The sequence below is a fragment of the Haloarcula sp. H-hyl2 genome, assembly GCF_056934385.1.
In genome coordinates this window covers 1,144,577-1,169,886 of the sequence record NZ_JBRIIJ010000001.1, presented here as the reverse complement: position 1 = coordinate 1,169,886, position 25,310 = coordinate 1,144,577, and the positions used below count along the sequence as shown (strand labels likewise).

Sequence of the window (25,310 nt, the reverse complement as noted above, 5' to 3'; positions counted from 1 at the left end):
CCTGCCTACACCCCTCGGTATGGAGCTTTCCGACACGCACGTCGTCGTCACCGGCGGGGCGGGGTTCATCGGCTCGCACCTGGTCGAACGCCTCGTCGCGGACAACGAGGTGACCGTCGCCGACGACGCGTCGAACGGAGCGATCGAGTGGGTGCCGGACGATGCACAGGTGGTCGAGGGCGACCTGACGGACGCTGGCGTCGTCGCCGACGCCATCACTGCGGATGTCGACGCCGTCGTCCATCTCGCCGCCTCGAAACTGGTCGATACCGACACGCCGCGGCGACAGTTCAGCGACAACAGCGCGATGACCTACAACGTCCTCGAACGGATGGACGAGGTCGGGGTCGAGAACCTGGTCTTTACCTCGTCCTCGACAGTGTACGGGGAAGCCCCGCGCCCCACGCCGGAGGACTACGCGCCCCTGGAACCGATCAGCGTCTACGGAGCGACCAAACTCGCCGAGGAGTCGCTCGTCTCGACGTACGCACACAGCCACGACATCCAGTCGTGGGTGTTCCGGTTCGCCAACATCGTCGGCCCCCGCCTCCGGGGCGCCGTCATCCCGGACTTCATCGAGAAACTGCGTGCGGACCCGGACTCGCTGACGATCCTCGGCGACGGGCGCCAGGAGAAGTCCTACATGCATATCGCCGAGTGTCTGGACGCCATCGAGTTCGCCGTCGAACACGCAGACGCGGCGCACAACGTCTTCAACCTCGGGACCCGGACGACGACCTCCGTCGACCGGATCGCGGATATCGTCGCCGACGAGATGGGGATCGACCCCGAGCGCGAGTACACGGGCGGGGACCGTGGCTGGACCGGTGACGTCCCCCGGATGCGACTCTCCGTCGAGAAACTCGCGGGACTTGGCTGGGAGCCGAGCCAGTCCAGCGACGACGCCGTCCGCCAGTCGACGCGGGAACTGCTCGACGAACTCTAGGGCCCGTAGGTCCCGGTCAGTTCCGCTTTGTCGACGACGTGCCCGCTGGCGGCGTCGTAGACGTCGTCTTTCGTCGCGTTCGGCGAGAGACCGAGTTTCGCGTCCAGCGCGTACAGCAGGAACCGATACGTGTGTTCCCGGTCCGGGGGATTCGGCCCGCCCCAACCGGTCTCGCCGAAGTCGTTCTGCCCTTCGCTGGCGTCCTCGACGGACCAGTCCTCGGGGATATGCCCGATATCGGGCGAGATGTTCCAGACGACCCAGTGGTCCCACACCTTCCCAGCGGGTTCCTCCGCGTCGGGGTCGTCGACGACGAGGACCAGCGACAGCGTCTCCTCCGGGACGCCGTCGATATCCAGGGGTGGGTTCGTGTTCGAGCGGGTGTACCCGTACTCTTCGGGGATGGGACCTCCGTCCTCGAAGACCGGGCTGGTCAGCGACAGGTCTGGCATATGTGAACATATATATCTCCTCCGACAAAAGCGTCGTCCCGGTACGCATTTGAGCGGGCCTCCCTAACCCGCGGTCGTGCAAGTCGTCGGCTACCGGCCACGCGTAGATGATCCTGCGTCACTCGTGCTCGCAGACACGGGAACGGTCACGCGCAAGCCTCTCGATGCGGGTACCGATCTCTCCTACACCCTCGGTGAGCGCCACTGTGCTGGGGCCGTCGGCGGCGACACCCATCATCGGTGTTCCGACTTGTCGGCACCCTACTGTCCGGAACACACGGACCGCTGGCCCTGCGCCATGTGTACCGGTGACTGCGACAAACCGCTGGACACCTGCGAGGAGGAACACGCCGTCTATCTCGCTGCGTTCGCCCCCGCCGTCGTGAAGGTCGGCGTCACCCGCTCGTGGCGCCTCGGGACCCGTCTCCGCGAACAGGGGGCCGACCGGGCCGCCCATCTCCGGACGGTCCGCGACGGTCGGGTCGCCAGACAGGTCGAGGCCGACATCGCGACGAACCTGGGCGACCGCGTCCGCGTCCCGCGGAAGATAGCCGGCCTCGCGGACACCGTCGACGACGAGTGGTGGCAGGACCTCCTGGGCCGGTACTCGGCCATCGAGACCTACGAGTTCGACTACGGACTGGACCTCGCGGAGCGGCCGCTCTCCGAGACGCTCGCGACTGGTACTGTCGTGGGAACCAAGGGTAGAATCGCCGTGCTGTCGAACAACGGGAGTACCTACGCGGTCGACCTGCGGGATCTCGTCGGCTACGAGGTCGACGAAGGGACCACCGATCGGGACCTCCAGTCGAGTCTGGGTGCGTTCTAGGACCAGTCAGACCGTTCACAAGATACTTACCGAACGGCCGAGCCAGTTCCACCGTGCGACGCGAATTCACGCTCGCCGCCCTCGCCCTCCTGCTGTCGCTGGCGCTCCTGGGGTCCCTGCTCGCGGTGCCCGGCGCGTTCTCCCAGCCGACGGAGAACGTCCGGCCGAGTTCGCTGGACCTCCGTGAGACGACCATCGACGCACGGGACGTCCGCGGCGAGACCGTCACTCTGACCCTGGACTCGCGACTCGAACACCGTGGCGGGACCGCCTCGAACGTCACCGTCGAGACCCGGGCCATCGACACGGACACCGGCCTCGTCGCGACGACGACTCGGCAGTCGCTGGGCAACATCAGCGGCGACCGGGAGGTACGGATCCTGACGAACCTGACCGTCGAACGGCAGGGCGGCTACCGCATCGAGACCATCGTCTACGCGGACGAGCGCCGCCGGACCGTCGGCCGGACGAGCGTCCGCAACGTCGATGCGCTGGCGCCCGAATATGCCCGGAGTACGGTCTCGTTCCACGACTACGAGGGCGCCGAGGTCCCCAGGGACGCCATCTCGTATCGGATCCACGAGGTCGACGACAACCGGACCACGTTGAACGTCTCGGTGGACCTCACGAACATCGGTGACGACCCTGCTGGCGACCTGCAACTCCGCCTGCGGGCCCGACAGGCCGAATCTAATGTCGTCGCCAACGAGACGAGCATCCGTGTCGGTCAGATCCGACCGGGCCGGACGACGACCGTCAGCGCCCACCTGACCGTCCCGGACGGCTACAACTACTGGCTGGACGGCACGCTCCAGTCCGACGGCGTCATCATCGCCACCGAGAGCGCGCCGGCGAACCTCGACCCGACAGAGGTACTGGAGAAGAACACCACCCGACGCGACACCGGATTCCAGTCGGGCGACTTCGAGGAGGAGTCGACCGGCGTCCCACAGGCGACCGAGGAACCGAGATACACCGCCAGTAGCGGGCCCGGCTTCACCGCCGTCGCCGCACTGCTCGCGATCCTCGCCGCGACGTTCGTCCTCGCACGGAGGCAGCAATGACCGACACCGCATCCCACACCGACGACACGACCGAACCGACCGCCGAAGCAGCGAGTAGTCCCGACAGCACGGACGTGGAGACCGACGCCGGCCCCGATACTGATTCCGACGGCGGTGGCCGTTCTATCGCGGTCTACGCCCAGTGGGCCGCGTTCGCCATCCTCGTGCTCATCGCGCTGATCGCGTCCCTCCAGTTCTACTTCGCCGCCTCGGCGGCGGTCAACGAGTTCGTCAGCCGGCGGTACCGGCCGCTGTTCCGCGCCGGGTTCAACCTCGTGGTCGTGCTGGTGGCCGCGACCGGCATCTCGCTGCTGGTCCGTCGACTGGCCTGAGGGGTCGCGGACGACAACCCTTTTCAGCGCCCCTACCGAACCCGCGTCCATGGCAGACGACGAACCCGAGGAATCCGCGGAACCGGACGTATCGGACGACGACGGAGAGGAGAAGTCCTTCCGAGAGCGCGTCGAGGAGATCCGCCAGCAGCGCGCAGAGGAACGCGAGGAGGGCGAAGAGGGCGAGATGAGCCGCGAGGAACGCATGGAAGAGATGATGGGCGGCGGTGGCGGTCCAGGCGGCATGGGCGGCAATCCCTTCGCCCAGATGATGGGCGGCATGATGGGCGGCGGTCCCGGTGCCGGCGGCCCCGGTGGCATGGGCGGCGGGCCGCGCGGTCCCGGCGGTGAGGAGGAGAGCAGCGACAACGAGGAACTCACCCGCGAGATCCGGAAGCTCCGCGACGAGGTCCACGACGTTCGTCGCTCGCTGGACCGCATCGCCGACGCGCTCGAAGACTGAGCGGCCACCATTTCTCCAGTTTCTCCTGGCTACAGAGCTGCTGCGCTGCCAGCGCGCAAAAACGAACTGCTGCCCAGATCAGTCCTCGTAGGCCAGCGTCATGATCCACTGCGAGAAGGTGTCGTCGTGTGGGTCGACCTCCTCGTCGCCGATGAACGGCGAGAGCTGGTCTCCGGCCATCAGCAGCGAGAAGTCAAGGTCCCGTGCCGCCGGGGTCAGGTAGTACGTGTTGTGGCCGTCGTAGACCGTCTCCTCGCGCTGGATGAGCCCCTTCTCGAAGAGGGACTCGACGATGCGACTGCCCTTCCGGGACGAGACGTCCAGTTCCTTCCAGAACTCGCTCTGGTGGATGCCCCCGGACTCACGGATGAGGTTCAGGCCGGCGCGCTCGTCCTCGGAGAGGTCCGCTTCCGCGGTCGCAGAACTCATTATATCCTACATCAGAACGGTCGGGCGGTTAAATCTGACTTTCGACCGGTCGGTAATCGGTCCGGCAGGGTGGGCCGTCGGCGTACCGATAGGTCGTCTCGGTCCCCAGCGAGATGAGCGAGGACGACCGGGTCCCGAAGCCGTCGCCGTGGATGCAGACGCCGTAGTCGTGGTCGCTGATGACGCCCGCCGCACGGTCGAGCCACGTCGCGGCGTCCTCTCCCGGCTCGACCTGGAGCGCCTCGCGCACCCGGTCGGCGTTGTTCGCCTGCTGTTCCCCGACCTCGGGACGGAAGCCGGGAATGCGGTAGTCGCCGTCCGCACCGACGTTGACGACGACGTGGACACCGGGCTCGAAGTTCCGGACGGCGAGCTGGCCGTCCCACTCCAGCAGGACGGCTGCGTTCTCGTCGGCCAGCACGAGATTGAACCCCTCGTACTCGGCCTCACGGACCGCGTTCTCGACGGCGCGCGCGGCCGACTCGGCGCTCTCGTGGCCCAGCGTGTCACGGACGAGGAGGCCGCGCGAGCGTTCGCCCGCCAACTCGGTGTCGACCCAGCGGTTCGTGATGGCCGCGAAGACGCCGTGTTCGTTGTAGCCGAGCCAGGTTCCGCCGGCTTCGGCGTCGCTCGGTGCGACTACGCGGGCGCCCCAGTGGCGCAGTTCGGGGAGCTGTGACTCGCGGTCGAGACGTTCGTCACGGTTCGTTGCCGCTACGACAGGCGTTCCGTCGAACACCTGCCAGGCGAGGACGAGGGTACACACGACTGTCCGTAGGCGCTGGAACGAGAAAACCGTTGGCGAGGGGTGACTGGCCGACTATCCCGCTGCCGGTGTGGCCGTCGCTTCCGTGGCGTTCGCTTTCACACCAGGTGCCCAGTCGGGCTTGCTGACCGTGGTCGACCCGACCTCGGTGACGACGATACGCAGCTCGTAGGTGACCGCGTCGCCCCCGCGGGTGACGTTCACGTTGTATTCCAGGAGGCGAACGACGCCGTCACCATCGACCAGAAGCGTCGCGTTCGCGTCGTTGATGGTGACGTTCGTCACGTTCAGCGTCGCGTTCGTGTCGGTGCTGTTGGGCGCCAGGTCGGCGCTCAGTGACGCGTTGGTCTGGAAGCCGCTCACGTTCCCCGGCGAGTCGGACTCGTAGCGGGCGACACTGGTCCCCTCGAACTGTCCGCTGCCGTTGCGTGTCCAGGTCACGTTGCTGGCACCCTCCAGCGTCTGGCCGAAGACGACGTCGCTGACGTTCGCCCCCTCCCAGGCGCCACCGACAGAGCCGTTGTAGTCGCCGTAGGACCCGTTGGCCAGGTCTGAGGTCGTGTTCGTGTACCGCTCGGACGGAGTCTCGTACTGCCGGACACGGAGCAGATCTGCGCGCAGGATACCGCTGGATCCGCGGATCCGAGCGTCCTTGTACTGTTCTCGGGACTCGAAGTCGACAGACCGTGTCTGCGTGAACGCGACGTCTTTCGAATCCCGGTGTTCTGTCAGCGAGAACTGCACGGTCACCGAGCCAGCGTCCTCGATTCGCTCGACGTGGCGATCCGAGAGCGATTCCCCGGAGATGTTCCCGCTGTCGAAACTGCTCACGTCCGAGACGGTGGTACCGTCACCAGCCTCGAACGCAGATTCGCCGGTCGAACCGTCCGTCCCCGCCGAGCACCCGGCGAGGGCGACGAGCAGACCGAGCGCGACCACACACCATCCCACCCTGTTTGATACCATCTAATCTGAAAGAAATTTACCCGCGTAGGGTGTAATTCTTTCGATCGGCGAGGTGGCGAAACCGATGGACTCACCCAGCTGATTCCGCAAGGACGGCCCGGGCAGCCTCGCGGTCGACCGTTCCGGAAGCGGTCCGTGGGAGCGACTCGACGACGCGAACAGTTTTCGGGACCTCGTAGGGGGCCAGGTGTCGCTTGCAGTGGGACCGGACGGCCGCTGCCGACACGTCGCCGGTGACGAGTGCGGCCACGCGCTGGCCCCACTCCTCGTCGGGGAGGCCGACGACGACGGCGTCGGTTACGCCCTCGATATCCTGGATGGTCGCCACGACGTCGCCGGCGACAACGTTCTCGCCGCCGGTGACGATACGATCGTCGACGCGACCGACGATCCAGATGCGGCCGTCGTCGTCACGATAGCCCAGGTCCCCAGTGTGGAACCCGTACTCGCCGAAGGCCGTCTCGGTCCGCGCATCGTCGAGATAGCCCGGCGTCACTGTCGGCCCGTCGACGACCAGTTCGCCACGGGTGCCGGCTTCGCAGGGCTCGCCGCCGCTGTCGACGACGGTCACGTCGGTACAGACCAGTGGTTGTCCGACCGTCCCACGATGATCGAAGGCCATCTCTGGACGCGCCGTCGCGATCTGGGAGGCCGTCTCGGTCATCCCGTAGGTCGGGTGGACCGGGACCCCACGCTCGCGGCACCGGTCGACGAGGTCCTCGCTCGCCGGCCCGCCGCCAAGTAGAACCGTCCGCAGTGACGCTGGTGGGTCCCAGCCCTCGTCGAGCAGTCGCGTGAGCATCGTCGGCACGAGCGAGACGCCAGTGATCTCGTGAGCCGCGATCACTGCCCCAGTCCGACCCAGGTCGAACGATCGCTGGACGACGACCGCGGTCCCGTAGAGTGCGCTCCGGACGAACGGGGCCAGCCCGCCCATGTGGTAGGTCGGTAGCGTGACGAGCCAGCGGTCGCCTGGAGTGACGCCGAGTCGGAACGCGGAGGCGGTGGCGCTGTCGACCAGGTTCCCGACCGTCAGCTGGACGCCTTTCGGGTCGCTCGTCGTCCCCGAGGTGAACAGGACCAGTTGGACGTCGTCCCGTGCGAGTGCGACGGGCTCCGGCGGATTCTGGTCTGCGTCGAAGTCGCCGACACCGTCGCTCTCGGGGTCGTCGACGGAGACGACCGGACAGTCGGCGGCGTCGAGAGCCGTCGCTGCCGTCTCGTGTTCACAGACCAGCAGCTCCGGTGACACCCGATCTAGTTGCGCCGTGAGGGTCGGGGCGTCCAGTTCGACGTTCAACGGAACCAGGGTCGTCCCCGTCCGCATCGCTCCGAACAGCAGCGGCGCGACCTCGATCCGTGTGTCGACGAGCGTCGCGACGGTCCCCGTCGTCGATGTGTGAGCGGCGAAGACGGCTGTGGCCTCGTCGACTCGCTCGTCGAGGTCCCGGTAGCTCCATCTCCCATCCTCGTCAGCGTGGACGACTGCCGTCCGCTCGGGCGTACTTCGGACGCGGTGGGTGACGAGATCTCTCGTCGGCCAGTCGACCGGGTCACGCATCGGTCCGTACCTCCGAGGGATGGACGCCGAGCCCAGGCCCCTGGGGCACCGACAGCGTCCCGTGCGACAGCGTCGTTGGGTCGGCGGCGAGGTCGCGCTGGAGGCGGTCGCCGGTCGCCAGGCCGCATGCCCCGATGTTCGGTACGGCGGCCGCGACGTGCAGCGCCGCGAGTCTGGCGACGACACCGTCGATTGTAGTCGTCACGACCGGTTCGACGCCGCGGTCCCTGGCTCTGAGCGCCAGCGTGTGGGCGTTGCCGGGCCCGCCCAGCACCATCGGCTTCAGTATCAGGACGTCGGCAGCGTTGGCGTTCAGCACCGTATCCACGCGGTGGTCGACGAGCGATTCGTCGATAGCGACGCCGACCTCGCCGCCACGCAGGTCCTCGTGGCCCGCCAGGTCCGCCGAGGGAAGCGGCTGTTCGACGTAGGCCACGTCCAGATCGGCGAACCGAGCGAACGCCTCGTGGGCCGTCTCGCGGTCCCAGGCACCGTTGGCGTCGGCCCTGAGCGTGACATCCGCGCCAACGCGGTCGCGGACGGCCCGGAGGCGTTCGACATCGGCATCGACCGACCGAGCGCCGACCTTGACCTTGCAGCAGTCGAACCCGGCCTCGACGGCGTCGGCGACGGCCCTCGCCGTCTCGTCCGGGCTGCCGTCGCCGACGGTCGCGTTGACCGGGACCGACCGACACCGCTGGTCGGGTGCAAACCACTGATAGAGCGGGAGGTCGTCGGCTCTCGCGTCGGCGTCAAGCAGTGCCGTCGCGAAGCCGTGCCGGGCGGCCGGCACCTCGGCGGCGTCGAGCGCCAGGAGCGCGCCGCTGTGGCTGCCGTCGGGTTCGGCCTTGGCTGCGGCCTGCAACCCCCGCTGGCACGCGTCCATTGATTCGGTCCATCCGGGGAGCGGCGTCGCCTCGCCGATACCGGTCTGGCCGCGGTGGTCGTACCGGACGAGGTAGCCCGAGCGCTCCTCGATGGTGCCGTGGGCGGTCCCGAGTGGTCGTGCGAGCGGGAGCGAGAACCGCTCGAACGTGATTCCAGTCATCCGCCGGTGAGCCCCAGGCCGACGGCGAACAGTAGCGAGTGGAGGAACAGCGTCTTGCCGACCCGTTCGAGCGCGGGGTTCAGCGCCTCCCCTTCGGTCCGTGTGAGGACCGTCCTGGTCACTGCTGCAGCGAGCGGGAGCGACAGCAGCGGCGCCAGCGCAGGCAGCCCGTACGCGGGGTTCAGCGCGAAGACGACCGGCACCGTGTAGGCCATCCCGACGAGTGCGAGGAACTCGCCGCGGCTGAAGCGGTACCCGAGATAGACCGCCAGGGTCTTTTTACCCGCTCTGGCATCGGTCTCGCGGTCACGGATGTTGTTGACGACCAGGATTGCCGTCGAGAGTCCCGCAGCGGGGAGACTCGCAGTGATCGCTGCCAGAGTGACACTCCCCGCTGGAAGTCCCGTCGGGAACAGCCCGACACTGGACATGCTCGCGACCGCCTGGACGTAGTAGGTCCCGGTGACGGCGACGAGTCCGAAGTAGACGAAGACGAACAGGTCGCCCAGTCCCCGGTAACCGTAGGGGAACGGCCCGCCGGTGTAGAGAATGCCGGCGGCGATACCGGAGAGGCCGACGACGACGATGGGGACGCCACCGATGGCGACCAGATAGACTCCGACGACGACCGCCAGCCCGTAGGTAGCGATCATCGCTCGCTTGACCTCGTCGGGGTCGATGAGACCGCCGGCGGTCACCCGTGTGAACCCCTCGCGGTCGTCCGTGTCGGCCCCCTTGACGGCGTCGTAGTAGTCGTTCGCGAAGTTCGTCCCCACCTGGAGGAGGAGCGCGCCGACCAGGGCCGCCACCGCCGGCAACAGGGCGTCGACGCCGTCGTGGACGGCCAGACCGACCCCGACGATGACGGGTGCAGCCCCCGCAGGCAACGTCTGTGGCCGCGCGGCCATCAGCCACGCCTTCCGTTTCGAGACGTCCGCCGTCGCTGTACTCATTGTCGAGATGTGGGGTCGCGACGTTCAAAGCGACTGTGGTTCCGGGCCTCCCGGACGCCGTCTCAGTCCTCGTTCCAGGCCGTCAACTCCGATTCGATATCCGCGTTGATACGGGCCAGGTCGGTGGCGACATCGCCCGCGTCCATCTCCGTACGACCGTCCTGTATGATCGACCGGACCGACGGGAACGGGCCGATCTGCGCACCGTTCGTCGCGGGCGTGTCGGCAGTCTCGCGGAACTGATCGAACGCGGTCGAGAAGTGGGGGTTCGCTTCGAACCAGCCCGACGATTGCAGTGTCGAGATAGCGCCCTCACAGACCGGGAAGTAGCCCGTCTCGCGGTGCCAGCGTGCCTGTTGCTCCGGTTCCAGCAGCCAACTGAGGAACTCGCCGACGACGGCCTCGACGTCGGGGTCGAGACCGTCACCGATCCACAGCGATGCACCGCCCACGAGAACGCCGTTCCGTTCGTCCAGCACCGGCAGGTAACCGGTCTCGATATCGAAGTACGCGCCCGACGTGATACTCCCGAGCGAGGAGGTCGATCCGACGAGCATCGCCGCTCGCTCGTCGTGGAACGCCTTCTTCGCGGCCCCGCGGGCCTTGATTCCGGGGTCGAAGTAGAGGCCATCTCGTTCCATCCCGGTCCACCACTCGAAGAGGTCGATCCCGAACTCGCTGTCGAGGTACGCCTCGGTCGGCGTTCCGGCACGGCCGTTCCGGTTGTCGACGAGGTCCTGGCCGGCCTCGGCGAACCACTGTTCGACGAACCACGAGTAGTTGGCGAAGGTGATTCCGTAGTCACAGACGCCCGCGTCGACCAACTGCTCGCTGGCGTGTCGGACCGCAGCGAACGTCGACGGCGGGTCCGATGGATCGAGTCCCGCAGCCTCGAACAGGTCCCGGTTGATCGCCAGCACGGGGTTCGAGGAGTTGAACGGGATGGAGTGCAGCGTCCCGTCGATCTCGTAGTAGTCGTAGACGGCGTCGACGAGCGAGTCCGTGGCCCGCTTCGGGACCACCTCGTCCGCGGGCTTGAACGCGCCCGACCGCCGGGCGCTGGTGCTCCCGATCTCGTTGATCTGAGCGATCGCAGGGACCTCCCCGGTCTCGATGGCTGCAGTGGTCTCCGCGAGCACGCCGTCGTAGCTGCCCAGCGAGGTCAACTCGAAGTGCACGCCACCGTGTTCGGCCTCGAACTCGCGTGCGAGGTCGTGTAATAGAAGCGATTTTGCACCGCCCATCGCGTGCCAGAACGGGACGACGGTATCGCCCTTCGAGACGGTATGTTCGGACCGTTCCCCGGTCGTGAACTGGGCCGTCGCCTCGCCGAGTTCTTCGGCCTCTTTCGAGAGTGTCGTCACGTCCTCGGCGACTTCCGTCAGGGAGTTCGACTGGCTCGCGGCGGCGGCCGCGACGGTCTGTGCCTGTGCGGTCGTCTCCTCGCTGACCGAACTGACGTCGTCGACCATCGAGACGACAGACTGTGTGACCTGGGCCTGTTCGTTGGTCGCACTGTCGATCTCCTGGATGCCGACGTTGACTTCGTCGACGATGTCGACGATGTCGTCGAGTCCGTCGATCGCTTCCTGAACCGCCTGTTCGGTCTCGCTGACGGCCGACCGCGTGTCGTGCATGTCCTCGACGGTCGTTTCGGTCTGTGTACGCACTTCGGCGACCGTCTCGCTGATCTGGTCGGTCGCGTCCTTGGTCTCGGTCGCCAGCGATTTGACCTCGTTGGCGACGACGGCGAAGCCGCTGCCGGCCTCGCCGGCACGCGCGGCTTCGATGTTCGCGTTCAGCGCCAACATGTTCGTCTGCTCGGCGATATCCGTGATGAACTCGGTGATCTCCTCGATGTCGCCCATCAACTCGCTCAGCTCTTCGACGGTCTCGACCATCCGCTCGGTCTGTTGGGCCATCGCATCGAGGTCGTCGATAGCTGTCGTGGCAGCCTGCTGGGCGGCGTCGCCCCGTTCGACTGCACGGTCCCCGCCCTCGGCGACCTGGTTGGCCGATGCCGCAACCTCCTCGATGGTCGCCGAGAGCGACCGCATCTCGTCGGCCATCTGCTGGAGGTCCTCGTTCTGGTCGTCGGCACCCGATGCGATCTCGCTGATCGACTCGCTCACCCGTTCGCTCTCGGATTCGACGGTCGCGACTTCGCTTGCGACGTCGCTGGTCGCACCGTCGACCGTCGTACTCGACTCCGTGACACGCTTGAGCGTCTGATTCCACTCGTCTAACATCCGGTTGTATCGTGAGACGAACTCCACGATGGCGTCGACGTCGGAGTCGATGTCGGCCCGACGTGTCAGGTCGCCCTCGGCGTTGGCCTCGATGACGCCGCGGAGTTCCGCCAGCGACCCTTCCAGATCGTAGAGTCTGTGCTCGCGCTGGCGTGCTTCCGCTTCGAGTTCCGCGACGCGATCCTGGGCGGCATCACGTTCGGCACGGACTGCTCTGAGTTGCTCACGTAACTCCTCCGGTGAAGCTGTTTCTAGATCCGGTTCGGGAACGTCCGTCGACCCTGGGGGCGGCGAAGCACTCCCGCCATCCGTCGAGAGGTCTTGCCGGCGCTCGTCCGTTCGTTTCCTGTCCATTCCTGATGATTGTTTTGGATGGTTATATATGTATCTTTCCGAAGGGGTAGAACAATTTTTTATTCATAATGCGTGTGATGGGTATTGGAAGTAAAGAAATCGAGGAGTGGGAATACCTACCAGTGTTTATATAATGGTCCTTCATCGCGCCGAAATGGTCATCTGTTCGGGTAGAGATAACGACATATGACTGACTCGTTACAGACCGACGATCTCGATCTGGGGTTCACTGTCGGCCTCGGCCTGGACTTCCAGACGGCAGTCCAGTGGGCCAGCAGGCAGGGGTTCGAGTTCGTCGAGTTGCTCCTCGATGGGCCGTACGCTCGCGAGCGGATCGAAGACAGATGTACCGAGATGAGAACTGTACTCGACGGGACCGGCCTCGCACTCGTCGTTCATCTGCCGTTCACGGCCGACATCGGCTCTCCTTTCACACCTGTCCGAGAGGGCGCGGTAGCGGAGTTCACAGCGGAGATGGATTTCGCGGCCGATATCGGGGCCGCGAAGGTCGTCTTCCACCCGGCGTCGGACGCCTGGAGTCTCGGCTGGTCGGACACCGAAACTCGCGAATTCGTCCACGGGAGTCTGGATACGCTCGTTCCTGCCGCCCGTGAGCGAGATCTCGTCCCGTGCCTGGAGAACATCATCAGCAGCTACTACACCGCCGAACGGTTCCCCGACCTCCTGGCGCGGTATCCCGACGCACAGATGACCTTCGATACCAGTCACGCCCTGCTGAGCGGCATGGCCGAAGCCGAGATGGCGACCTTCTGTCGGGAGCACGCCGACCGCATCGGCCACCTCCACCTCGTAGATACGCGGGGCAGTGACGACGAACACCTCCCGGTCGGAATGGGGAATCTCGACTTCGCGACGGTGCTGGCTGGACTTGCAGCGGCCGACTGGCGGGGAACTGCGACCCTCGAGATCGGGACCGAGGACTACGCCACGATCGCACTCGGGAAGTCGAACACGGAGAAACTGCTCCGGGGCTAGTAATGCCAGGGAACGTCGTCGAAATCCGGCGCGCGCCCCTCGTTGAAGGCGTCCCGACCCTCCTGGGCCTCGTCGGTCATGTAGGCAAGTCTCGTGGCCTCGCCGGCGAACACCTGCTGGCCGACCATTCCGTCCGAATCGAGGTTGAACGCGTACTTCAGCATCCGCATGGCCGTGGGTGACTTGCTGTTGATCGACTCGGCCCACTCGATGGCGGTGTCCTCCAGGTCGTCGTGTGACACCGCCTCGTTGACCATCCCCATATCGGCGGCCTCCGCGGCGCTGTAGGTCTTTCCAAGGAAGAACACCTCACGGGCCTTCTTCTGGCCGATCTGGCGGGCCAGATACGCAGAACCGAAGCCACCATCGAAACTCCCGACGTCGGGGTCCGTCTGGAGGAACTTCGCGTGCTCGTCGCTTGCCAGCGTGAGGTCACAGACGACGTGCAGCGAGTGGCCGCCCCCGACGGCCCATCCCGGGACGACGGCGACCACGACCTTCGGGATGTGTCTGATCTGGCGCTGGACTTCGAGAATGTGGAGGCGGCCGACGTTCTCCGGCGCGTCGTCGGCTTCCGACGCGTCGGTCTCTCGGTATTCGTACCCGCTCTCCCCCCGGATACTCTGATCGCCCCCGGAGCAGAACGCCCAGCCGCCGTCCTTCGGTGACGGACCGTTCCCGGTGATGAGGACACAGCCGACGTCGGTCAGCCGTTTGGCGTGGTCCAGCGCCGTCGCGAGTTCGTCGACCGTCTCCGGCCGGAACGCGTTGCGTTTCTTCGGCCGGTCGAACGCGATCCGGACGGCGCCGGTTTCGGTCGAACGGTGATACGTGATGTCCGTGAAGTCGAACCGGTCGACCGACTCCCAGCGGTCCGGATCGAAGATCTCAGAGACCATACCTCCCGTCCGGGCGGCCGCCGCAAAAAGATTCACGCGTGGGCGTGCCGACATCTGTCCGTGAGGCCGTAACCCTTTCGTCCGTGTCGGTCGAGATACGAGTCGTATGCCCTCCACTTCGACCGATCGCTCACTGAAAACCGCCCTCGCGGTCGGCTCGTTCCTGCTACTCGCGTACAGTCTCGTCATCGTCCAGCAGATACTGTTGGGTGTGCTGGCCGTCGTGGCCGTCTGGGGTATCTACCTCGTCTGGCGCCTCATCAAGGTACTCGAACGGATCGCTGGCTCGCTCGAAGTCAGGGTCGCACAGTCCGAGGAGTCGCCAGAGCGGTCCACGGCGAGGACGGACGATCCGGAGCAGGAACTCGAACGCGAACTGTGAGAATCGGGCGCAAGGATTTATACCGACATGTCGACGAGTAGGGACTAACGGGCAGGCAATGACCGAGACGTACTACGACGTGCTGGGGGTCTCGGAGGAGGCCTCGACCGACGAGATCGAGGCCGCCTATCGGGAGCGGCTGAAGGAGACACATCCCGACGTCAGCGACGCCGCCGACGCCCGCAAAGATACACAGGCCATCGTCGAGGCCAGGGACGTCCTCGTCGACGAGGACGAGCGAGCGCGGTACGACGATATCGGTCATGCTGCCTACGTGAGAATTGGGGAGGGAACTGTCGATTCGGAGAGTAACGCGGCCGCTGCCGCACGGCGTGCCGGCTACGGACAGCCCTCCTCGGAACCGGAAGACACGGACAGCGAGGGTGACGACCGGGGCAACCGACAGCGCCGTTCTGACCGCGAGCGGCGGGCCCGTGAGCGCGTTTCCAACGAGCGGAGACAGCCTAGCCAGAACCGTCAGCGCTCACGGTCACAGGGGACGAACAGGACGACAGCGTCCACCGCGGCGACGACCGCCAGCGGCACCACACAGCAAGGGATGTCACAGGGTGGTACCACGGCAACGCAGTACTCGGTCCGACAGGAGTACGACGTCGTCGAGAAACCAGAAGACCTGCTGCCCAGCGGTCGTGCGCTCACCGTTTTCGGATTATCGTTCGCGTTCTACCCGGTCCTGCTCGCCAGTGCGGTCTTCCCGCCGTTTCCGATCACGGTGAACATCTTCGTCGGTCTCTGTGCGGTGTTCGTCTTCGGCTACCTCCAGTCGATGCCACGCATCGCTGTCATGGTCTTCGGTGGTTGGAGCCTCATCGCCCCGCTGATACTGCTCGGGCTCCCGTTCGGCATCTTCTCCATCGTGGGCATCTTCACGCTCTGTGGGACCTGGCTCCCGTTCGGATTCTCGGTGCTGACGCTCTCGATACTGCGGTCGGGCCCGTGAATCACTCCAGGACGCCGACTTTCTCGGCCGTGTACCCGAAGACGTCCTCGTACCCCTCCGGGGACAACAACACCGGATGGAACGGCTCGTTCACCGAGACCGGCGTGCCGTCCGCAGCGGCGAACGGTTCGCCCGCCGGGACCAGTTTGAAATTGTCGACGTAGACCTCGTAGGAGTCGGCACTCGATTTCGGGATCGGGTCGCCCAACTGGAACACTGGGAGCGACGTCTGTCGTTCGCGTGGGTCGGCAGCGACCACGCCCGTCGCGGCGAGGAACTCCCTGATGACCAGCTCTGCGTTCGCGGCGGCCGCCGCCGACCCCTGGAACCCACATTCAACTTCGATCGTCGAGGGAGCCGCAGAGAAGATACGGCCCTCGTTCGCACCCGCGGTCCGGACAACGGCGTCGACGGAGAGCTGCGGGCAGATGCTCCGTACCAGTGGCGTCACCTCGTCGACCAGCGCGAAGAGGTCGTCGTATGACTGGGTCGAGTGGAGCGCGAGGACGGTACAATCCGCCAGTTCCCGAGTGAGTTCGGCCGCCAGTCGCTCCTCGTGGAGTTTGCTGTCCGGATCCCCCGGGAACGCTCGGTTGAGATCGACGTCGACGTAGCGCTGGTGGGCAGACAGTGCCTCCTCGTTCGCAACGACGAACTTCACCGGACGCTCGACGGCGGGCGGGTCTTCGAGAACAGCCTCGATACCCGCGGGGCCACAGGGCTCGTCGCCGTGGATACCGCCGACGACCGCGACCTCGGGGTCCCCCTCACCGAGTTGCTCGACTCGCATTACCACTCCGTATGGATGACGGCACTAAGTGACTGTGGAATCCGTCTCAATGCTCCAGTGTCTCGGCGTATTCGATGTCCTCGGGTCGCGCCTCCGGATACCCGTCGTCGAGGCGGATCTGCCACCCCTCCAGGACTGTCGGGTCCTGCAACGCGTTCGTCACGGTGGTACGAACGTCGAGCAGGTCGACACCGTAGAAATCCCCTGGCAACCCCTGGAAGTACTGGAGCGAGGTCCGGAACAGCGAGCGCATCCCCTCGTCGTCCTCGAAGTCGAAGTGTTTGTACGCACCCGCGGCGACCTGGACCATCCCGTGGAGGAACTTGCTCTCGGCGGTCCCCCGGCCGTAGTTGTACCACTCGTCCTCGAAGCAGTCGTGTGAGTCGTGGAACTCCCCGGAGTTGTAGAGCCGAACGCCGTGGACGACGGCCTGTCTGAGCGTCGCGTGCTCCCACTGCCCGTCGCTGCGCCACCCTGCCGGGTCCCCTCTCGGGGGATCGACGGTCGGGTCCCGCGTGTGGTCGTCCATACACACAGTTGGCCGCCTGGATGGGTCAATCCTCCGGTCGGATCAGAGGTCCTTCCCACACTCGGGACAGAGATCTGTCGCGCCGCCGGTCGAGTGGTGACACCGCGGGCAGACGATCTCATCGTCCGCCTGTGCGACATTCTGGTAGCCGGCGTCGTCCCTGACCGCGTACGCTGCCACGACGACCAGGATCAAGCCCAGCAGGACGCCGACGACGGGCAACGCACCCTCCAACTGGAGGATCGTGCCAGTGATACCCATGCCGAAGCCGTTGCTATGGAGACCTATATACGTTCGCCCGCCGGGTCGTTTCCGTGGCACCTTTAACCGTGACCGACGTCCGTGGAGATGCGAGAATCGCGTGCGAGGGTAGCCAAGCCTGGAAACGGCGGCGGACTCAAGATCCGCTCCCGTAGGGGTCCAAGGGTTCAAATCCCTTCCCTCGCACTGTTGGGGCCGAGTGGTCCCCTGCATACAGTGCGGAAGACTGCACGGAGCGGTCTTCCCTCGCAAATTCCTTACTGAAACAGGTACGGTAGCCAAGCCTGGAAACGGCGGCGGACTCAAGATCCGCTCCCGTAGGGTCTCCGTGAGCGAAGCGAACGGAGGCAGGGAAGTCGCAGCACGCGAGCACCGCGAGCGTGAGCGTCTTCCCGTGGTCCAAGGGTTCAAATCCCTTCCCTCGCATCGCTGTCCGGCGCACCCCGCGTCGGACGAGATGCACAAGAAGGGTTTGAATCAGGGACGTCGCAGCGGCCGAACGAAGTGAGGCCGACCGTCTTCCCGTGGTTCAAATCCCTTCCCTCGCACTGACCGACCGCTATCGCCGTCGGGTGGTGTCGCCGAAGGCGACGACGCCCGAGACGTGAAAGTGGTCGGGACGGGGGCCGAGACGGCCCCTCGCTCACAGTGCGGAAGACTGCACGGAGCGGTCTTCCCTCGCAATTCTAGTGATAGATAGCTGCTTCTCCGGCGCTATCCTGTGATGCCGAACCGTCACGCGAGGGTTGTTGAGCACTTTCTTCACAAGTATCTTCGACCGTAGATTTATCAGTATCCAATTGATACGTGATGGCATGGCAACCGACCAGTCTGAAGGGTCGCGTCTGCGAGTGCCACCGTTCGAGAACACGGCGTTCTTCTCGATCGAGACGGACGATGGGTACGTCCGTATCGAGCAGTCGCTGGGGAACCAGGTACTCTACACGCCCGAGGAGGCCGAAGACATCGCGAGAGACATCCTCGACGCGGTCGAGGACGCAACCGACGGGAACTAACGGGTTTTGCTGGATACCGAGGTGGTTTGAGGGCGGGGGTGCCAGCGGAAGGCATGACCGATACTCACCACAGAGCAGCGGTAGCCGAGCGTGCCGCGAGAGCGGGTGGTGCCGTCGCCCGTGAACAGTTCCGGAGCGTGTTGACCGTCGAGACCAAGGCGAACAAGAACGACGTGGTGACCGAAGCCGACAGAGACGCCCAGCGCCAGGTCATGGCGACAATCCAGGGGGAGTTCCCGAACGACTCGTTCGTCTGTGAGGAGGACGTCGGCCCGGTTCCGGGGACCGACAACGAGGGCGTTCTCGTCGATTCCGTTCCGGACGCCGGGGCGACCTGGGTCGTCGACCCGATCGACGGGACGGCGAACTTCGTCCGCGGGATGCCGCTGTGGACGACCTCCATCGCGGCAATCGTCGACGGTGAGACTGTCGGGTCGGCGACCTACGTCCCCGCCCAGGGTGACCTCTATGCGGCCGGCGAGAGCGCGACACGCGACGGAGCGGAACTCTCGGTGAGCGACCGCTCCGACCCCGAAACCTTCGCCGTCGCGCCGGTCGGCTGGTGGGACCGCGACGACCGCGGCGAGTTCAGTCGCCTCTGTACCGCCGTCGCGGAGCGGTTCGGTGACATGCGCCGACTCGGTTCGTTCCAGTTGACCCTGGCGACGGTCGCCGACGGGGGGCTCGACGGCGCGATCTGTACCCGGAAGATGTATCCCTGGGACACCATCGCCGGCGTCCACATGATCCGGGAAGCCGGCGGGACGGTCACCGATCTCGACGGGAACGAGTGGGACCGTGACAGCGACTCGCTGGTGGCCTCGAACGGCGAAGCGCACGACGAACTGTTGGCAGCGGCCGGGCAGGCGCTCTCGTAGCCCCACACGACGGCGTTGTGGGGACCGCACACTGGACCGGAAGTCTGAAACCGCCTGCCACCGGTCACTCGGCCATGAACACGTTCGATCGGGTCGTCGACGAGTACGGGGCCGAGCGGTTGTGGCTGGCCTCGTTCGTCGCGCTGATCGTCGCCGGTGCCGGTGCGGTACTGGCGGCGCCGGTCCAGGTCTGGGACCGCTTCCTCTGGCACTACTTCTGGGGGCCGGTGTACGCCGACGCGAAGGCCGCCCAGTGTGCAGTCATGACTGAGCAGGGTCCACAGGCGCTCTACCAGGGCTGTAGCGACGCTATCGCGGCCGGTCAGGTCGTCGCCGAGCCCGGGTACACGGTCGTCTCCGAGGTCGGGTACATGCTCATCCTCGTCTACATGCTCGTCGGGGTGTACCTCCTGCTGGAGAACCTCGACGTGGCCGAGGACCCGGAACTGTACTACGCGCTGGTCCCGTTCATGATCCTCGGTGGCGCGCTCCGGACTGTCGAGGACGTCGGCGACCGCGCGCTTGAGGCCGGTGTGGACCCGCTCATCACGTACCCGCTGAACTCGCTGCTCATCAGTCCGATCATCTACGGCAGCGTCTTCGTCCTGACGCTGGTCTCGCTGATCGCCTGCGTCTGGTTGGACTCGAACGGTTACGTCGACAGCTACTACCGTACGATGGCCGCACTCGGTGTCGGATTCGTCGGACTGACACTGACGTATCTGACCATCGCTGCTACGACACGGCCGTACGCCACCCTGTACCCCTCGGTGCTGGTGGTCACGGTCGTGCTCGCGACGGCACTCTCCTATGGCCTGTACCGGCTCTACGATTCGGTCTGGCCGGCGGTCAACGTCGGGACCGGTCCCATCGGGTTGCTGGTCATCTGGGGCCACGCCATCGACGGTGTCGCGAACGTCGTCCTGGCGGACTGGCTCGACCTGCTCAACGTCCCGCTGACCTACTACCCGAAACACCCGGCCAACGCGTTCATCATCGACGTCACGGAGACGCTCCAGCCCGCCGGAGTGAGCGCTGCTATCGGGACCTCTTGGCCGTTCCTGATCGTCAAACTCGCGGTCGCCTCGCTCGTGGTCTCGCTGTTCAACGACGAGTTCATCGAGGAGAGTCCCCGCTACGCGCTGTTGTTGCTCGTCGCGGTCACCGCGGTCGGACTCGGCCCAGGAACGCGTGACATGCTGCGGGCGACGTTCGGGGTCTGACGGTCAGGGATACGGGTGGTGGGCCCGGTCGAGTCTGGGCTCGAAGCCCAGCGCTTCTGGTACTGACCGGGCACGCTCACCGAAGTACGCATCGCCGAAGAACAGTGGCTGTGCGCTCGGACAGACGACACGGACCGCTTCGAAGCCCATCATCGCCAGATCGCGCGTCGTGAGACGGACCCCGTACGCGTCGACGCCGGCATCGGAAACACGGTCCAGCAGGATGTCGAGTTCGTCGTCGGCGTCGCCGACACGGTCCGGCCCGAGACTCCCGAGTGGGACTGCTGTCTCGGTGTCGGTCAGTGACTGGACCGACTGTGGCAGGTCGGCGTAGCGGCCGATAGCGCCGTTGGCGTCCTGTGCGTCACTCCGGCCCATCCCGCGGAGTTCCATCCAGTTCTGGAGGGCTTCGGCGAGCGCACCGACGGCCGCAGCACCGGGATCCAACTCCGCGTTCATCCCGAGGGCGAACTTCGGCCAGCTCTCGCCCTCGACGGCAACGGCGACGACTGGGACGTCAACGTCCTGCGTGAGCAACAGCGGCGTCACGGAGAGGTCCTCCGCCGTCGCGCGACGCCGAAGCGTCTCGTAGCCGTCGTGGTCCTCGATACGGAGTTCGAGGGGTTCGTACGTCGAGTACCACGCCAGTATCGCCGCGTCGCGCTCGACGATCTCGTAGAGGCCGGCGAGGACGGCGTCGGTCCCGGAGCTACCGAGCCCGAGTCCCGTCGTCGTCGCCGGGCGGACACGGTCCGATGGTGGTGGATAGAGGACGGTCTCCGCTGGAAGCGAGACAGGGCTACCGGACTGCAGCTCTTCACCGGGGAGCCAGGCGACCGGTGGGTCGTCGGTGTGGTCGTCCGGCGCGACGAAGCTCGCTGGCTCGACGACCGTACTCGTCGGTGGTCGGTCGGCGAGGATCGAAGTTCGGTAGACACCTGCTGCGTAGCGCTCGTAACTCTCTCCCAGGGCTTTCATGAACGCCGTGTCCCAGTCGGCGGCGACGCCGGCCGCCTGCCGGGGCGCAGCCACGTCGCTGAATCCGCTCGTGTCGCTGAGCGTCGAGAGGTAGTACGGCGCCGGGAACGACTCCGCTTCCCCCACCTCGGTGACGATACCGACCCGTTCGTCGAGCCCTCGCTCGGCCTGTGTCAGTGCGTCGCTCTCGTGGGCTGGCTCCTGACGGCGAGGTGCCCAGTCACGCTCGGCGTCACACGCACAGCCGGGTACCGGGAGGAACTGTCGCTCGGCGTGTGGGACTTCGACGATCCGGCCGACGAGGTCGGTATCTCCTTCGAGTGCGCCGACGATGTGATGTCCGGCGACGGCACCGACGTACCGCTGTGTCTCCGGCGGTGGCAGCTCCACTGTTCCGTTATCTCCCACCGTCGCTGCCTCGACTCGTGTCCGGAGACAGCGATAGCACCCGCTCTCGGGGCCGAAACCGGTCACTGCGCCGTCGACAAGCGGTTGGCCGCCGATACCGCCCAGTTCGACCGCCACCCAGGTCGACTCAGATCGGTCGGTGGCTGTCTCGAACGGCTCGGCACCGGCGCTGTCGACGACGACCAGTAGCTCGGCGTCGGTATCGTCCGGTTCCTCCCGATGCTGGACGGCGATATCGGCTGCGGAGAACGCGTCGGTGAGTGCTTCGGATGCCGGCCCGGTGCCGACAACGGCGACAGGTGTCATACCTGCCGACTCACGGAGGGCGGTCAAAAGCCTGTACGTCTCGACTCGTCAGGCTGCCAGGATACTCTGTGCGACGGTGGCGAGTTCGTCGGCGTCGGCGTCCTCCAGACGCTCGTCGCCGAGCAGGAGACGCAGACGCGGGCGACCGACGTCGATGGGGACTTTCTCGGTGTCGATCAGGCCCATATCTTCGAGTTTCGTCTTGGTGCGCGAGAACGTCGCCTTGCTCGCCAGCCCGATGTCCTCGCCCCACTTGCTGATGTCGTAGAGCAGTTCGCCGTTCCGGGCAGCGACGAGGAGGCTGATGGTCACCTCGTCGAGCCCGTCGCCATCACCACGGGCGGTAGTGAGCGAACTGAGGACGCTGTCGAAGTCGGTCGCCGTCTCCGGCCCGATATCCGACTCCAGGGTCGTCTGGACACGGGAGAGTGGCGGCGTTCGCAGCGAATACGCGTCCGCGTTGGACCACTGCGTGCTGTACTGCTCGTATGCCTCGTCGACGAAGTCCTCGTCGTCGGTCCCGAGGCCGCTCGCTCTGTCGTCGAGTTCGACGATGGCGTGGACCATCTCGGGGGTCACGGCGATAGAGTGGTTGGGGACCTCGTCGAGGACGCGCAGCGAGAGCTGGTCGGCCTCGATGAGGTCCGCCGCGGTACTGGCGACCAGGAAGTCGTCCATGACGTCTTTCAGAGCCCGCTCGTCGGCGAGCATCCTGACGCTCGGCGCGTTCTCGACTGTCTGGAGTGTCGAGACGAGTTCTGAGATCGTTTCGTGCGACGGGTTGACGATGTACAGTGGCTCCGCTGCCTCCGTGAGGATCGTTGACAGCATCGAGCTACTATCGTCGTGGAGTAGAGTAGCACTCATGCTCTAATGAGGTATATAGTTATCTATCATATTTAATTTTATCCCCTTACGACCATTGAATTCTCATCATTGTTCAAAACACCCGCCGACGTGTTATCCTAAATGTATTCTTTAACAATCATTAACGGAAGGCTAAACTCCTCTTTATCAACAATTAGCAGAACCCTACGACCCAGCGAGAACTACTGGGCGGCGAACTGCTGACACGCGTGGGTACGATCGCTGGTCCGCGCTACGGATTCGAATGGACGAACACAGCGACACGTTTCAGAAATCGAGCGACGCTGCCAGTTCCTCGGACCAGTGGAACTCCCCACCGTAGATGACCGGGAGCGAACTCTCTTCGAGGACGTCGACGAGTTCCGGCCCGGTCACCGAGTACTCCTTCGTCCGGCCGTTGATCGCTTCCGTCCCACCGTCGAAGGGTAACTGGTACCGTTCGCCTGCGCGCCGTGGCGAGACCACCTCACAGGTGAGGGTGTAGCCGTCCTCGGCGTCCGATAACCAGAGGACAGCAGGCTCACCCGGACTCGGGAGGATCGCGTACGTCCCGTCGCCCACGACGGCGTAGTCCTTGCCCATGACGATCCGTCGCCGAGCCAGTTGCAGCGCGCGGTCGATACTGAACCCGTGGACCAGCAGTCTGGCGAAGGCCGTCCCGACCGTCGCAGCGTGTTCGTCGAGGACGTCGGTGAAGGTCACGGCGCCCGCGACGGCACCGCGCTCGACCAGGTCCAGTCCCTCGTCGTACGAGCCACAGGCGTTGAGGAAGAAGGTCGGCGTCCGGGCCGCTTCGAGTTCGCTCGCTGCCAGATGGCCGTCGGGACACCGCAACCCGGCATCGTCACAGTGGCCGATGTAGTGGACGAAGTCGTTGTTCGCCTGGAAGACAGTCCCGAGTCGGTCGGCCGGCAACTGTTCGTTGACGGTCACGTCCATCGGCAGGCCCGTCGCCCGCTCACGGTATATCTCCGCGACGGCGTTGTGTTCGTCACCCATCTCTCTGTCGTTCAGCACGACCGCGACCTGCAACCGGTCGTCGTCCCGGTCGCGATAGCGGTACCGGTTCTCGTAGGCCTCGGGGATGCTCTTGTGGGCGTCGATAGGCGTCCCTGGGGCCAGCCAGGCGTGGATGTGACCGGCTCCGAGGTTCGGTGCGAGCACCTGTGTGCGCTCAGCGCGCGCGCCCCTGGTCGGGTACGCATCCGAGAGCGTCCGCTCCAGAAGGTCGCTCCGGTCCAGTTCCGTCCCGTCCGGGAGGTAGATCAGACTGAGTTTGTCCAGGAGGAAGGGGAGACAGCGGACCCGTTCAGTCGACGGCGCTGCGTACGTCGAGAGGTGCCAGTCCGGGAGCGACGACACAACCCGGTCCGTGGGTGCGTCGAGGTACCGTTCGAGTCGCGCCGCCGGAGCGAGGTCCTGGACCGCAGCGGGCTCGATATCTATATCGGAGAGCAACGCCGCTCCGGTCCGGTTCGGATCGACACGTCTGACCAGACAGTCGAGGTAGAAGACGCGACGCAGGAGGGCTGCGACCTCCTGCTGGAACGCTGGGAGGTCGCTGAACTCGTACTGCACGGCCCGGTCGGCTGTCGTGAGCAGCGGTGTCGATCGGTCCTCGACAGTGATGTCGGCGCCGAGGTAGTACGCGAGCGGCGCCGCGACGAACAGCGAGTCGAGTGTTTCGGGCAGTCTGAGCGAGATCTCCGTCTCGGTGCGGTTGCTCACGATGTTGTCTGGGATCGACAGCGACTCGCCGGTCGTCACCAGGGGCGGGTGATCCCGGAGTCCTGGGTGGGACCGAGACGGAGCGAGCGTGTGGTGGGCAGCACTCAGCGCGGAGATACCCGCTGCGATGCCCTGTGGCGTTTCCGGGACCGTGATCCGACCGGGGGTGGCGTGTGCGATCTCGCGGAACCCGACGGTGATCGGTTTACACTCCCACAGCGATAGCACCGTTCCGTCGTCGGTCGGTCTGAGCGAGGCAGGCCCCTCGAACCGGACGAACACCCGGCAGGCACCGCCCGTCAGCGGATCGGTCGTATCACCACTGAGCGTCCGCATCGTCGTCGTCACGAGGAAGCCACCGTCCGGCAGTTCCGAAGCGGTCGTCAGGTGGTACTGGGCGTCACACGACAACGAGGTGACTGTCGTTTCGTTTCCAGGAAGGACGAGGCGCGTGGCCTCACCAGTAAAACTCTCGTCGGTTCGGCGGGGGATGGGTCGCTCGACCGTCTCACAGCAGTGATCGAGCTGTGAGAGTACGACTGTCGGGGCGGCGTCGTCGCCCATAGCACCGGCTTCCAGCGTCGTCGAGTCGGTCTCGGAGTCTGTCACCCCCCAGGTGACCATATGGCAGATTGTGTGTCCTTATCAGGTATATACGTGCTGGTCGCGCGATTGA

Annotated in this window: 26 protein-coding genes and 1 tRNA gene; 12 read left to right on the top strand and 15 right to left on the bottom strand. The window is 65.6% G+C overall.

All coding sequences use genetic code 11. The features are described from left to right. Positions 1 to 19 precede the first annotated feature (19 nt). The gene (locus Hhyl2_RS06050; RefSeq protein WP_483549833.1) at positions 20 to 946 is read left to right on the top strand and encodes an NAD-dependent epimerase/dehydratase family protein; all 927 of its coding nucleotides are present in this window, start codon (positions 20 to 22) and stop codon (positions 944 to 946) included. On the opposite strand, the gene Hhyl2_RS06045 is transcribed toward Hhyl2_RS06050, so the two are convergent. After that, a complete protein-coding gene (locus Hhyl2_RS06045; protein ID WP_483549832.1) occupies positions 943 to 1,398 on the bottom strand; it encodes a YbhB/YbcL family Raf kinase inhibitor-like protein in 456 nt (151 codons plus the stop codon). The two genes, Hhyl2_RS06050 and Hhyl2_RS06045, sit on opposite strands and share 4 nt — an antisense overlap. Before the next feature lie 76 nt (positions 1,399 to 1,474). Between Hhyl2_RS06045 and Hhyl2_RS06040 the strand changes: the two genes are divergently transcribed. Genes Hhyl2_RS06040 through Hhyl2_RS06025 form a run of 4 tightly spaced genes read left to right on the top strand, consistent with a single transcriptional unit; the run spans position 1,475 to position 4,086 of the window. Further along, positions 1,475 to 2,227: a DUF2797 domain-containing protein gene (locus Hhyl2_RS06040; RefSeq protein ID WP_483549831.1), complete on the top strand. Its 753-nt coding sequence runs from the start codon at positions 1,475 to 1,477 to the stop codon at positions 2,225 to 2,227. Positions 2,228 to 2,280: 53 nt separating this feature from the next. Then, on the top strand, positions 2,281 to 3,291 hold the full coding sequence (locus Hhyl2_RS06035; RefSeq protein WP_483549830.1) for a DUF7490 domain-containing protein: 1,011 nt from the start codon (positions 2,281 to 2,283) through the stop codon (positions 3,289 to 3,291). Next, a complete protein-coding gene (locus Hhyl2_RS06030) occupies positions 3,288 to 3,623 on the top strand; it encodes a DUF8060 family membrane protein (protein ID WP_483549829.1) in 336 nt (111 codons plus the stop codon). Before Hhyl2_RS06035 ends, Hhyl2_RS06030 begins: the two co-directional genes overlap by 4 nt. Before the next feature lie 49 nt (positions 3,624 to 3,672). Beyond that, positions 3,673 to 4,086: a hypothetical protein gene (locus Hhyl2_RS06025; RefSeq protein ID WP_483549828.1), complete on the top strand. Its 414-nt coding sequence runs from the start codon at positions 3,673 to 3,675 to the stop codon at positions 4,084 to 4,086. Between the two features lie 78 nt (positions 4,087 to 4,164). On the opposite strand, the gene Hhyl2_RS06020 is transcribed toward Hhyl2_RS06025, so the two are convergent. From Hhyl2_RS06020 to Hhyl2_RS05990, 7 genes are all read right to left on the bottom strand, one after another. Continuing rightward, positions 4,165 to 4,515, bottom strand: a complete 351-nt coding sequence (locus tag Hhyl2_RS06020) for a helix-turn-helix transcriptional regulator (protein WP_483549827.1) — start codon at positions 4,513 to 4,515, stop codon at positions 4,165 to 4,167. Between the two features lie 28 nt (positions 4,516 to 4,543). Continuing rightward, positions 4,544 to 5,281 (bottom strand): NRDE family protein, encoded by a 738-nt coding sequence (locus Hhyl2_RS06015; protein ID WP_483549826.1) that lies wholly within the window; start codon positions 5,279 to 5,281, stop codon positions 4,544 to 4,546. A gap of 54 nt (positions 5,282 to 5,335) precedes the next feature. Further along, entirely contained in the window at positions 5,336 to 6,247 is a 912-nt protein-coding gene (locus Hhyl2_RS06010; RefSeq protein ID WP_483549825.1) for a DUF7537 family lipoprotein, read from the bottom strand. A gap of 70 nt (positions 6,248 to 6,317) precedes the next feature. Continuing rightward, positions 6,318 to 7,808 (bottom strand): class I adenylate-forming enzyme family protein, encoded by a 1,491-nt coding sequence (locus Hhyl2_RS06005; RefSeq protein WP_483549824.1) that lies wholly within the window; start codon positions 7,806 to 7,808, stop codon positions 6,318 to 6,320. After that, positions 7,801 to 8,856 carry a mandelate racemase/muconate lactonizing enzyme family protein gene (locus tag Hhyl2_RS06000; protein WP_483549823.1) on the bottom strand — a complete coding sequence of 352 codons (1,056 nt, stop codon included), beginning with the start codon at positions 8,854 to 8,856 and terminating at the stop codon, positions 7,801 to 7,803. Before Hhyl2_RS06000 ends, Hhyl2_RS06005 begins: the two co-directional genes overlap by 8 nt. Next, complete coding sequence (locus Hhyl2_RS05995; protein WP_483549822.1) at positions 8,853 to 9,809, bottom strand: 1,4-dihydroxy-2-naphthoate polyprenyltransferase; 957 nt, start codon at positions 9,807 to 9,809, stop codon at positions 8,853 to 8,855. Before Hhyl2_RS05995 ends, Hhyl2_RS06000 begins: the two co-directional genes overlap by 4 nt. A gap of 62 nt (positions 9,810 to 9,871) precedes the next feature. Next, positions 9,872 to 12,412 (bottom strand): extracellular solute-binding protein, encoded by a 2,541-nt coding sequence (locus Hhyl2_RS05990; RefSeq protein ID WP_483549821.1) that lies wholly within the window; start codon positions 12,410 to 12,412, stop codon positions 9,872 to 9,874. Between the two features lie 186 nt (positions 12,413 to 12,598). Between Hhyl2_RS05990 and Hhyl2_RS05985 the strand changes: the two genes are divergently transcribed. After that, positions 12,599 to 13,408 carry a sugar phosphate isomerase/epimerase family protein gene (locus Hhyl2_RS05985; RefSeq protein WP_483549820.1) on the top strand — a complete coding sequence of 270 codons (810 nt, stop codon included), beginning with the start codon at positions 12,599 to 12,601 and terminating at the stop codon, positions 13,406 to 13,408. Here Hhyl2_RS05985 and Hhyl2_RS05980 read toward each other — a convergent pair. Continuing rightward, a complete protein-coding gene (locus Hhyl2_RS05980; protein WP_483549819.1) occupies positions 13,405 to 14,307 on the bottom strand; it encodes a 1,4-dihydroxy-2-naphthoyl-CoA synthase in 903 nt (300 codons plus the stop codon). The genes Hhyl2_RS05985 and Hhyl2_RS05980 overlap by 4 nt on opposite strands. 106 nt (positions 14,308 to 14,413) lie before the next feature. Here Hhyl2_RS05980 and Hhyl2_RS05975 point away from each other — a divergent pair, with 106 nt between their 5' ends. Both Hhyl2_RS05975 and Hhyl2_RS05970 read left to right on the top strand, forming a co-directional pair. Then, complete coding sequence (locus Hhyl2_RS05975) at positions 14,414 to 14,689, top strand: DUF8066 domain-containing protein (RefSeq protein ID WP_483549818.1); 276 nt, start codon at positions 14,414 to 14,416, stop codon at positions 14,687 to 14,689. 58 nt (positions 14,690 to 14,747) lie between these two features. Continuing rightward, positions 14,748 to 15,650 (top strand): J domain-containing protein, encoded by a 903-nt coding sequence (locus Hhyl2_RS05970; RefSeq protein ID WP_483549817.1) that lies wholly within the window; start codon positions 14,748 to 14,750, stop codon positions 15,648 to 15,650. A 1-nt stretch (position 15,651) separates the two neighbouring features. Here the strand turns inward: Hhyl2_RS05970 and Hhyl2_RS05965 are convergent, their stop codons facing one another. Genes Hhyl2_RS05965 through Hhyl2_RS05955 form a run of 3 tightly spaced genes read right to left on the bottom strand, consistent with a single transcriptional unit; the run spans position 15,652 to position 17,230 of the window. After that, positions 15,652 to 16,440 carry a M14 family metallopeptidase gene (locus tag Hhyl2_RS05965; RefSeq protein WP_483549816.1) on the bottom strand — a complete coding sequence of 263 codons (789 nt, stop codon included), beginning with the start codon at positions 16,438 to 16,440 and terminating at the stop codon, positions 15,652 to 15,654. 46 nt (positions 16,441 to 16,486) lie between these two features. Next, positions 16,487 to 16,969 (bottom strand): DUF309 domain-containing protein, encoded by a 483-nt coding sequence (locus Hhyl2_RS05960; protein ID WP_483549815.1) that lies wholly within the window; start codon positions 16,967 to 16,969, stop codon positions 16,487 to 16,489. Between the two features lie 42 nt (positions 16,970 to 17,011). Next, the gene (locus tag Hhyl2_RS05955; protein WP_483549814.1) at positions 17,012 to 17,230 is read right to left on the bottom strand and encodes a hypothetical protein; all 219 of its coding nucleotides are present in this window, start codon (positions 17,228 to 17,230) and stop codon (positions 17,012 to 17,014) included. Positions 17,231 to 17,332: 102 nt separating this feature from the next. Between Hhyl2_RS05955 and Hhyl2_RS05950 the strand changes: the two genes are divergently transcribed. The 4 genes from Hhyl2_RS05950 (at position 17,333) to Hhyl2_RS05935 (ending at position 20,347) form a co-directional block, all read left to right on the top strand. Next, positions 17,333 to 17,416 (top strand) — tRNA-Leu (locus Hhyl2_RS05950). A 629-nt stretch (positions 17,417 to 18,045) separates the two neighbouring features. Next, a complete protein-coding gene (locus tag Hhyl2_RS05945) occupies positions 18,046 to 18,246 on the top strand; it encodes a hypothetical protein (RefSeq protein ID WP_483549813.1) in 201 nt (66 codons plus the stop codon). A gap of 53 nt (positions 18,247 to 18,299) precedes the next feature. After that, complete coding sequence (locus Hhyl2_RS05940) at positions 18,300 to 19,124, top strand: inositol monophosphatase family protein (RefSeq protein ID WP_483549812.1); 825 nt, start codon at positions 18,300 to 18,302, stop codon at positions 19,122 to 19,124. A 74-nt stretch (positions 19,125 to 19,198) separates the two neighbouring features. After that, entirely contained in the window at positions 19,199 to 20,347 is a 1,149-nt protein-coding gene (locus Hhyl2_RS05935; RefSeq protein WP_483549811.1) for a DUF63 family protein, read from the top strand. Positions 20,348 to 20,350: 3 nt separating this feature from the next. Here Hhyl2_RS05935 and Hhyl2_RS05930 read toward each other — a convergent pair whose 3' ends face one another. The 3 genes from Hhyl2_RS05930 to Hhyl2_RS05920 all read right to left on the bottom strand — a co-directional run bounded on the left by Hhyl2_RS05930 (position 20,351) and on the right by Hhyl2_RS05920 (position 25,258). Then, positions 20,351 to 22,039: a YcaO-like family protein gene (locus Hhyl2_RS05930; protein WP_483549810.1), complete on the bottom strand. Its 1,689-nt coding sequence runs from the start codon at positions 22,037 to 22,039 to the stop codon at positions 20,351 to 20,353. Positions 22,040 to 22,087: 48 nt separating this feature from the next. Continuing rightward, positions 22,088 to 22,906, bottom strand: coding sequence for a transcriptional regulator TbsP (tbsP, locus tag Hhyl2_RS05925; RefSeq protein WP_483549809.1), 819 nt, complete (start codon positions 22,904 to 22,906; stop codon positions 22,088 to 22,090). A 267-nt stretch (positions 22,907 to 23,173) separates the two neighbouring features. Next, entirely contained in the window at positions 23,174 to 25,258 is a 2,085-nt protein-coding gene (locus Hhyl2_RS05920; RefSeq protein WP_483549808.1) for a hypothetical protein, read from the bottom strand. Positions 25,259 to 25,310 lie beyond the last annotated feature (52 nt).

Coding starts and splice junctions, on each gene's coding strand:
- Hhyl2_RS05995 (WP_483549822.1), bottom strand. CDS start 9,809: ATGAGTACAGCGACGGCGGACGTCTCGAAACGGAAGGCGTGGCTGATG.
- Hhyl2_RS06005 (WP_483549824.1), bottom strand. CDS start 7,808: ATGCGTGACCCGGTCGACTGGCCGACGAGAGATCTCGTCACCCACCGC.
- Hhyl2_RS06010 (WP_483549825.1), bottom strand. CDS start 6,247: ATGGTATCAAACAGGGTGGGATGGTGTGTGGTCGCGCTCGGTCTGCTC.
- Hhyl2_RS05980 (WP_483549819.1), bottom strand. CDS start 14,307: ATGGTCTCTGAGATCTTCGATCCGGACCGCTGGGAGTCGGTCGACCGG.
- Hhyl2_RS05920 (WP_483549808.1), bottom strand. CDS start 25,258: ATGGTCACCTGGGGGGTGACAGACTCCGAGACCGACTCGACGACGCTG.
- Hhyl2_RS05965 (WP_483549816.1), bottom strand. CDS start 16,440: ATGCGAGTCGAGCAACTCGGTGAGGGGGACCCCGAGGTCGCGGTCGTC.
- Hhyl2_RS05970 (WP_483549817.1), top strand. CDS start 14,748: ATGACCGAGACGTACTACGACGTGCTGGGGGTCTCGGAGGAGGCCTCG.
- Hhyl2_RS05935 (WP_483549811.1), top strand. CDS start 19,199: ATGAACACGTTCGATCGGGTCGTCGACGAGTACGGGGCCGAGCGGTTG.
- Hhyl2_RS06020 (WP_483549827.1), bottom strand. CDS start 4,515: ATGAGTTCTGCGACCGCGGAAGCGGACCTCTCCGAGGACGAGCGCGCC.
- Hhyl2_RS05955 (WP_483549814.1), bottom strand. CDS start 17,230: ATGGGTATCACTGGCACGATCCTCCAGTTGGAGGGTGCGTTGCCCGTC.
- Hhyl2_RS06030 (WP_483549829.1), top strand. CDS start 3,288: ATGACCGACACCGCATCCCACACCGACGACACGACCGAACCGACCGCC.
- Hhyl2_RS05945 (WP_483549813.1), top strand. CDS start 18,046: ATGGCAACCGACCAGTCTGAAGGGTCGCGTCTGCGAGTGCCACCGTTC.
- Hhyl2_RS06045 (WP_483549832.1), bottom strand. CDS start 1,398: ATGCCAGACCTGTCGCTGACCAGCCCGGTCTTCGAGGACGGAGGTCCC.
- Hhyl2_RS06000 (WP_483549823.1), bottom strand. CDS start 8,856: ATGACTGGAATCACGTTCGAGCGGTTCTCGCTCCCGCTCGCACGACCA.
- Hhyl2_RS06050 (WP_483549833.1), top strand. CDS start 20: ATGGAGCTTTCCGACACGCACGTCGTCGTCACCGGCGGGGCGGGGTTC.
- Hhyl2_RS05990 (WP_483549821.1), bottom strand. CDS start 12,412: ATGGACAGGAAACGAACGGACGAGCGCCGGCAAGACCTCTCGACGGAT.
- Hhyl2_RS05940 (WP_483549812.1), top strand. CDS start 18,300: ATGACCGATACTCACCACAGAGCAGCGGTAGCCGAGCGTGCCGCGAGA.
- Hhyl2_RS05930 (WP_483549810.1), bottom strand. CDS start 22,039: ATGACACCTGTCGCCGTTGTCGGCACCGGGCCGGCATCCGAAGCACTC.
- Hhyl2_RS05975 (WP_483549818.1), top strand. CDS start 14,414: ATGCCCTCCACTTCGACCGATCGCTCACTGAAAACCGCCCTCGCGGTC.
- Hhyl2_RS05985 (WP_483549820.1), top strand. CDS start 12,599: ATGACTGACTCGTTACAGACCGACGATCTCGATCTGGGGTTCACTGTC.
- tbsP (WP_483549809.1), bottom strand. CDS start 22,906: ATGAGTGCTACTCTACTCCACGACGATAGTAGCTCGATGCTGTCAACG.
- Hhyl2_RS06025 (WP_483549828.1), top strand. CDS start 3,673: ATGGCAGACGACGAACCCGAGGAATCCGCGGAACCGGACGTATCGGAC.
- Hhyl2_RS05960 (WP_483549815.1), bottom strand. CDS start 16,969: ATGGACGACCACACGCGGGACCCGACCGTCGATCCCCCGAGAGGGGAC.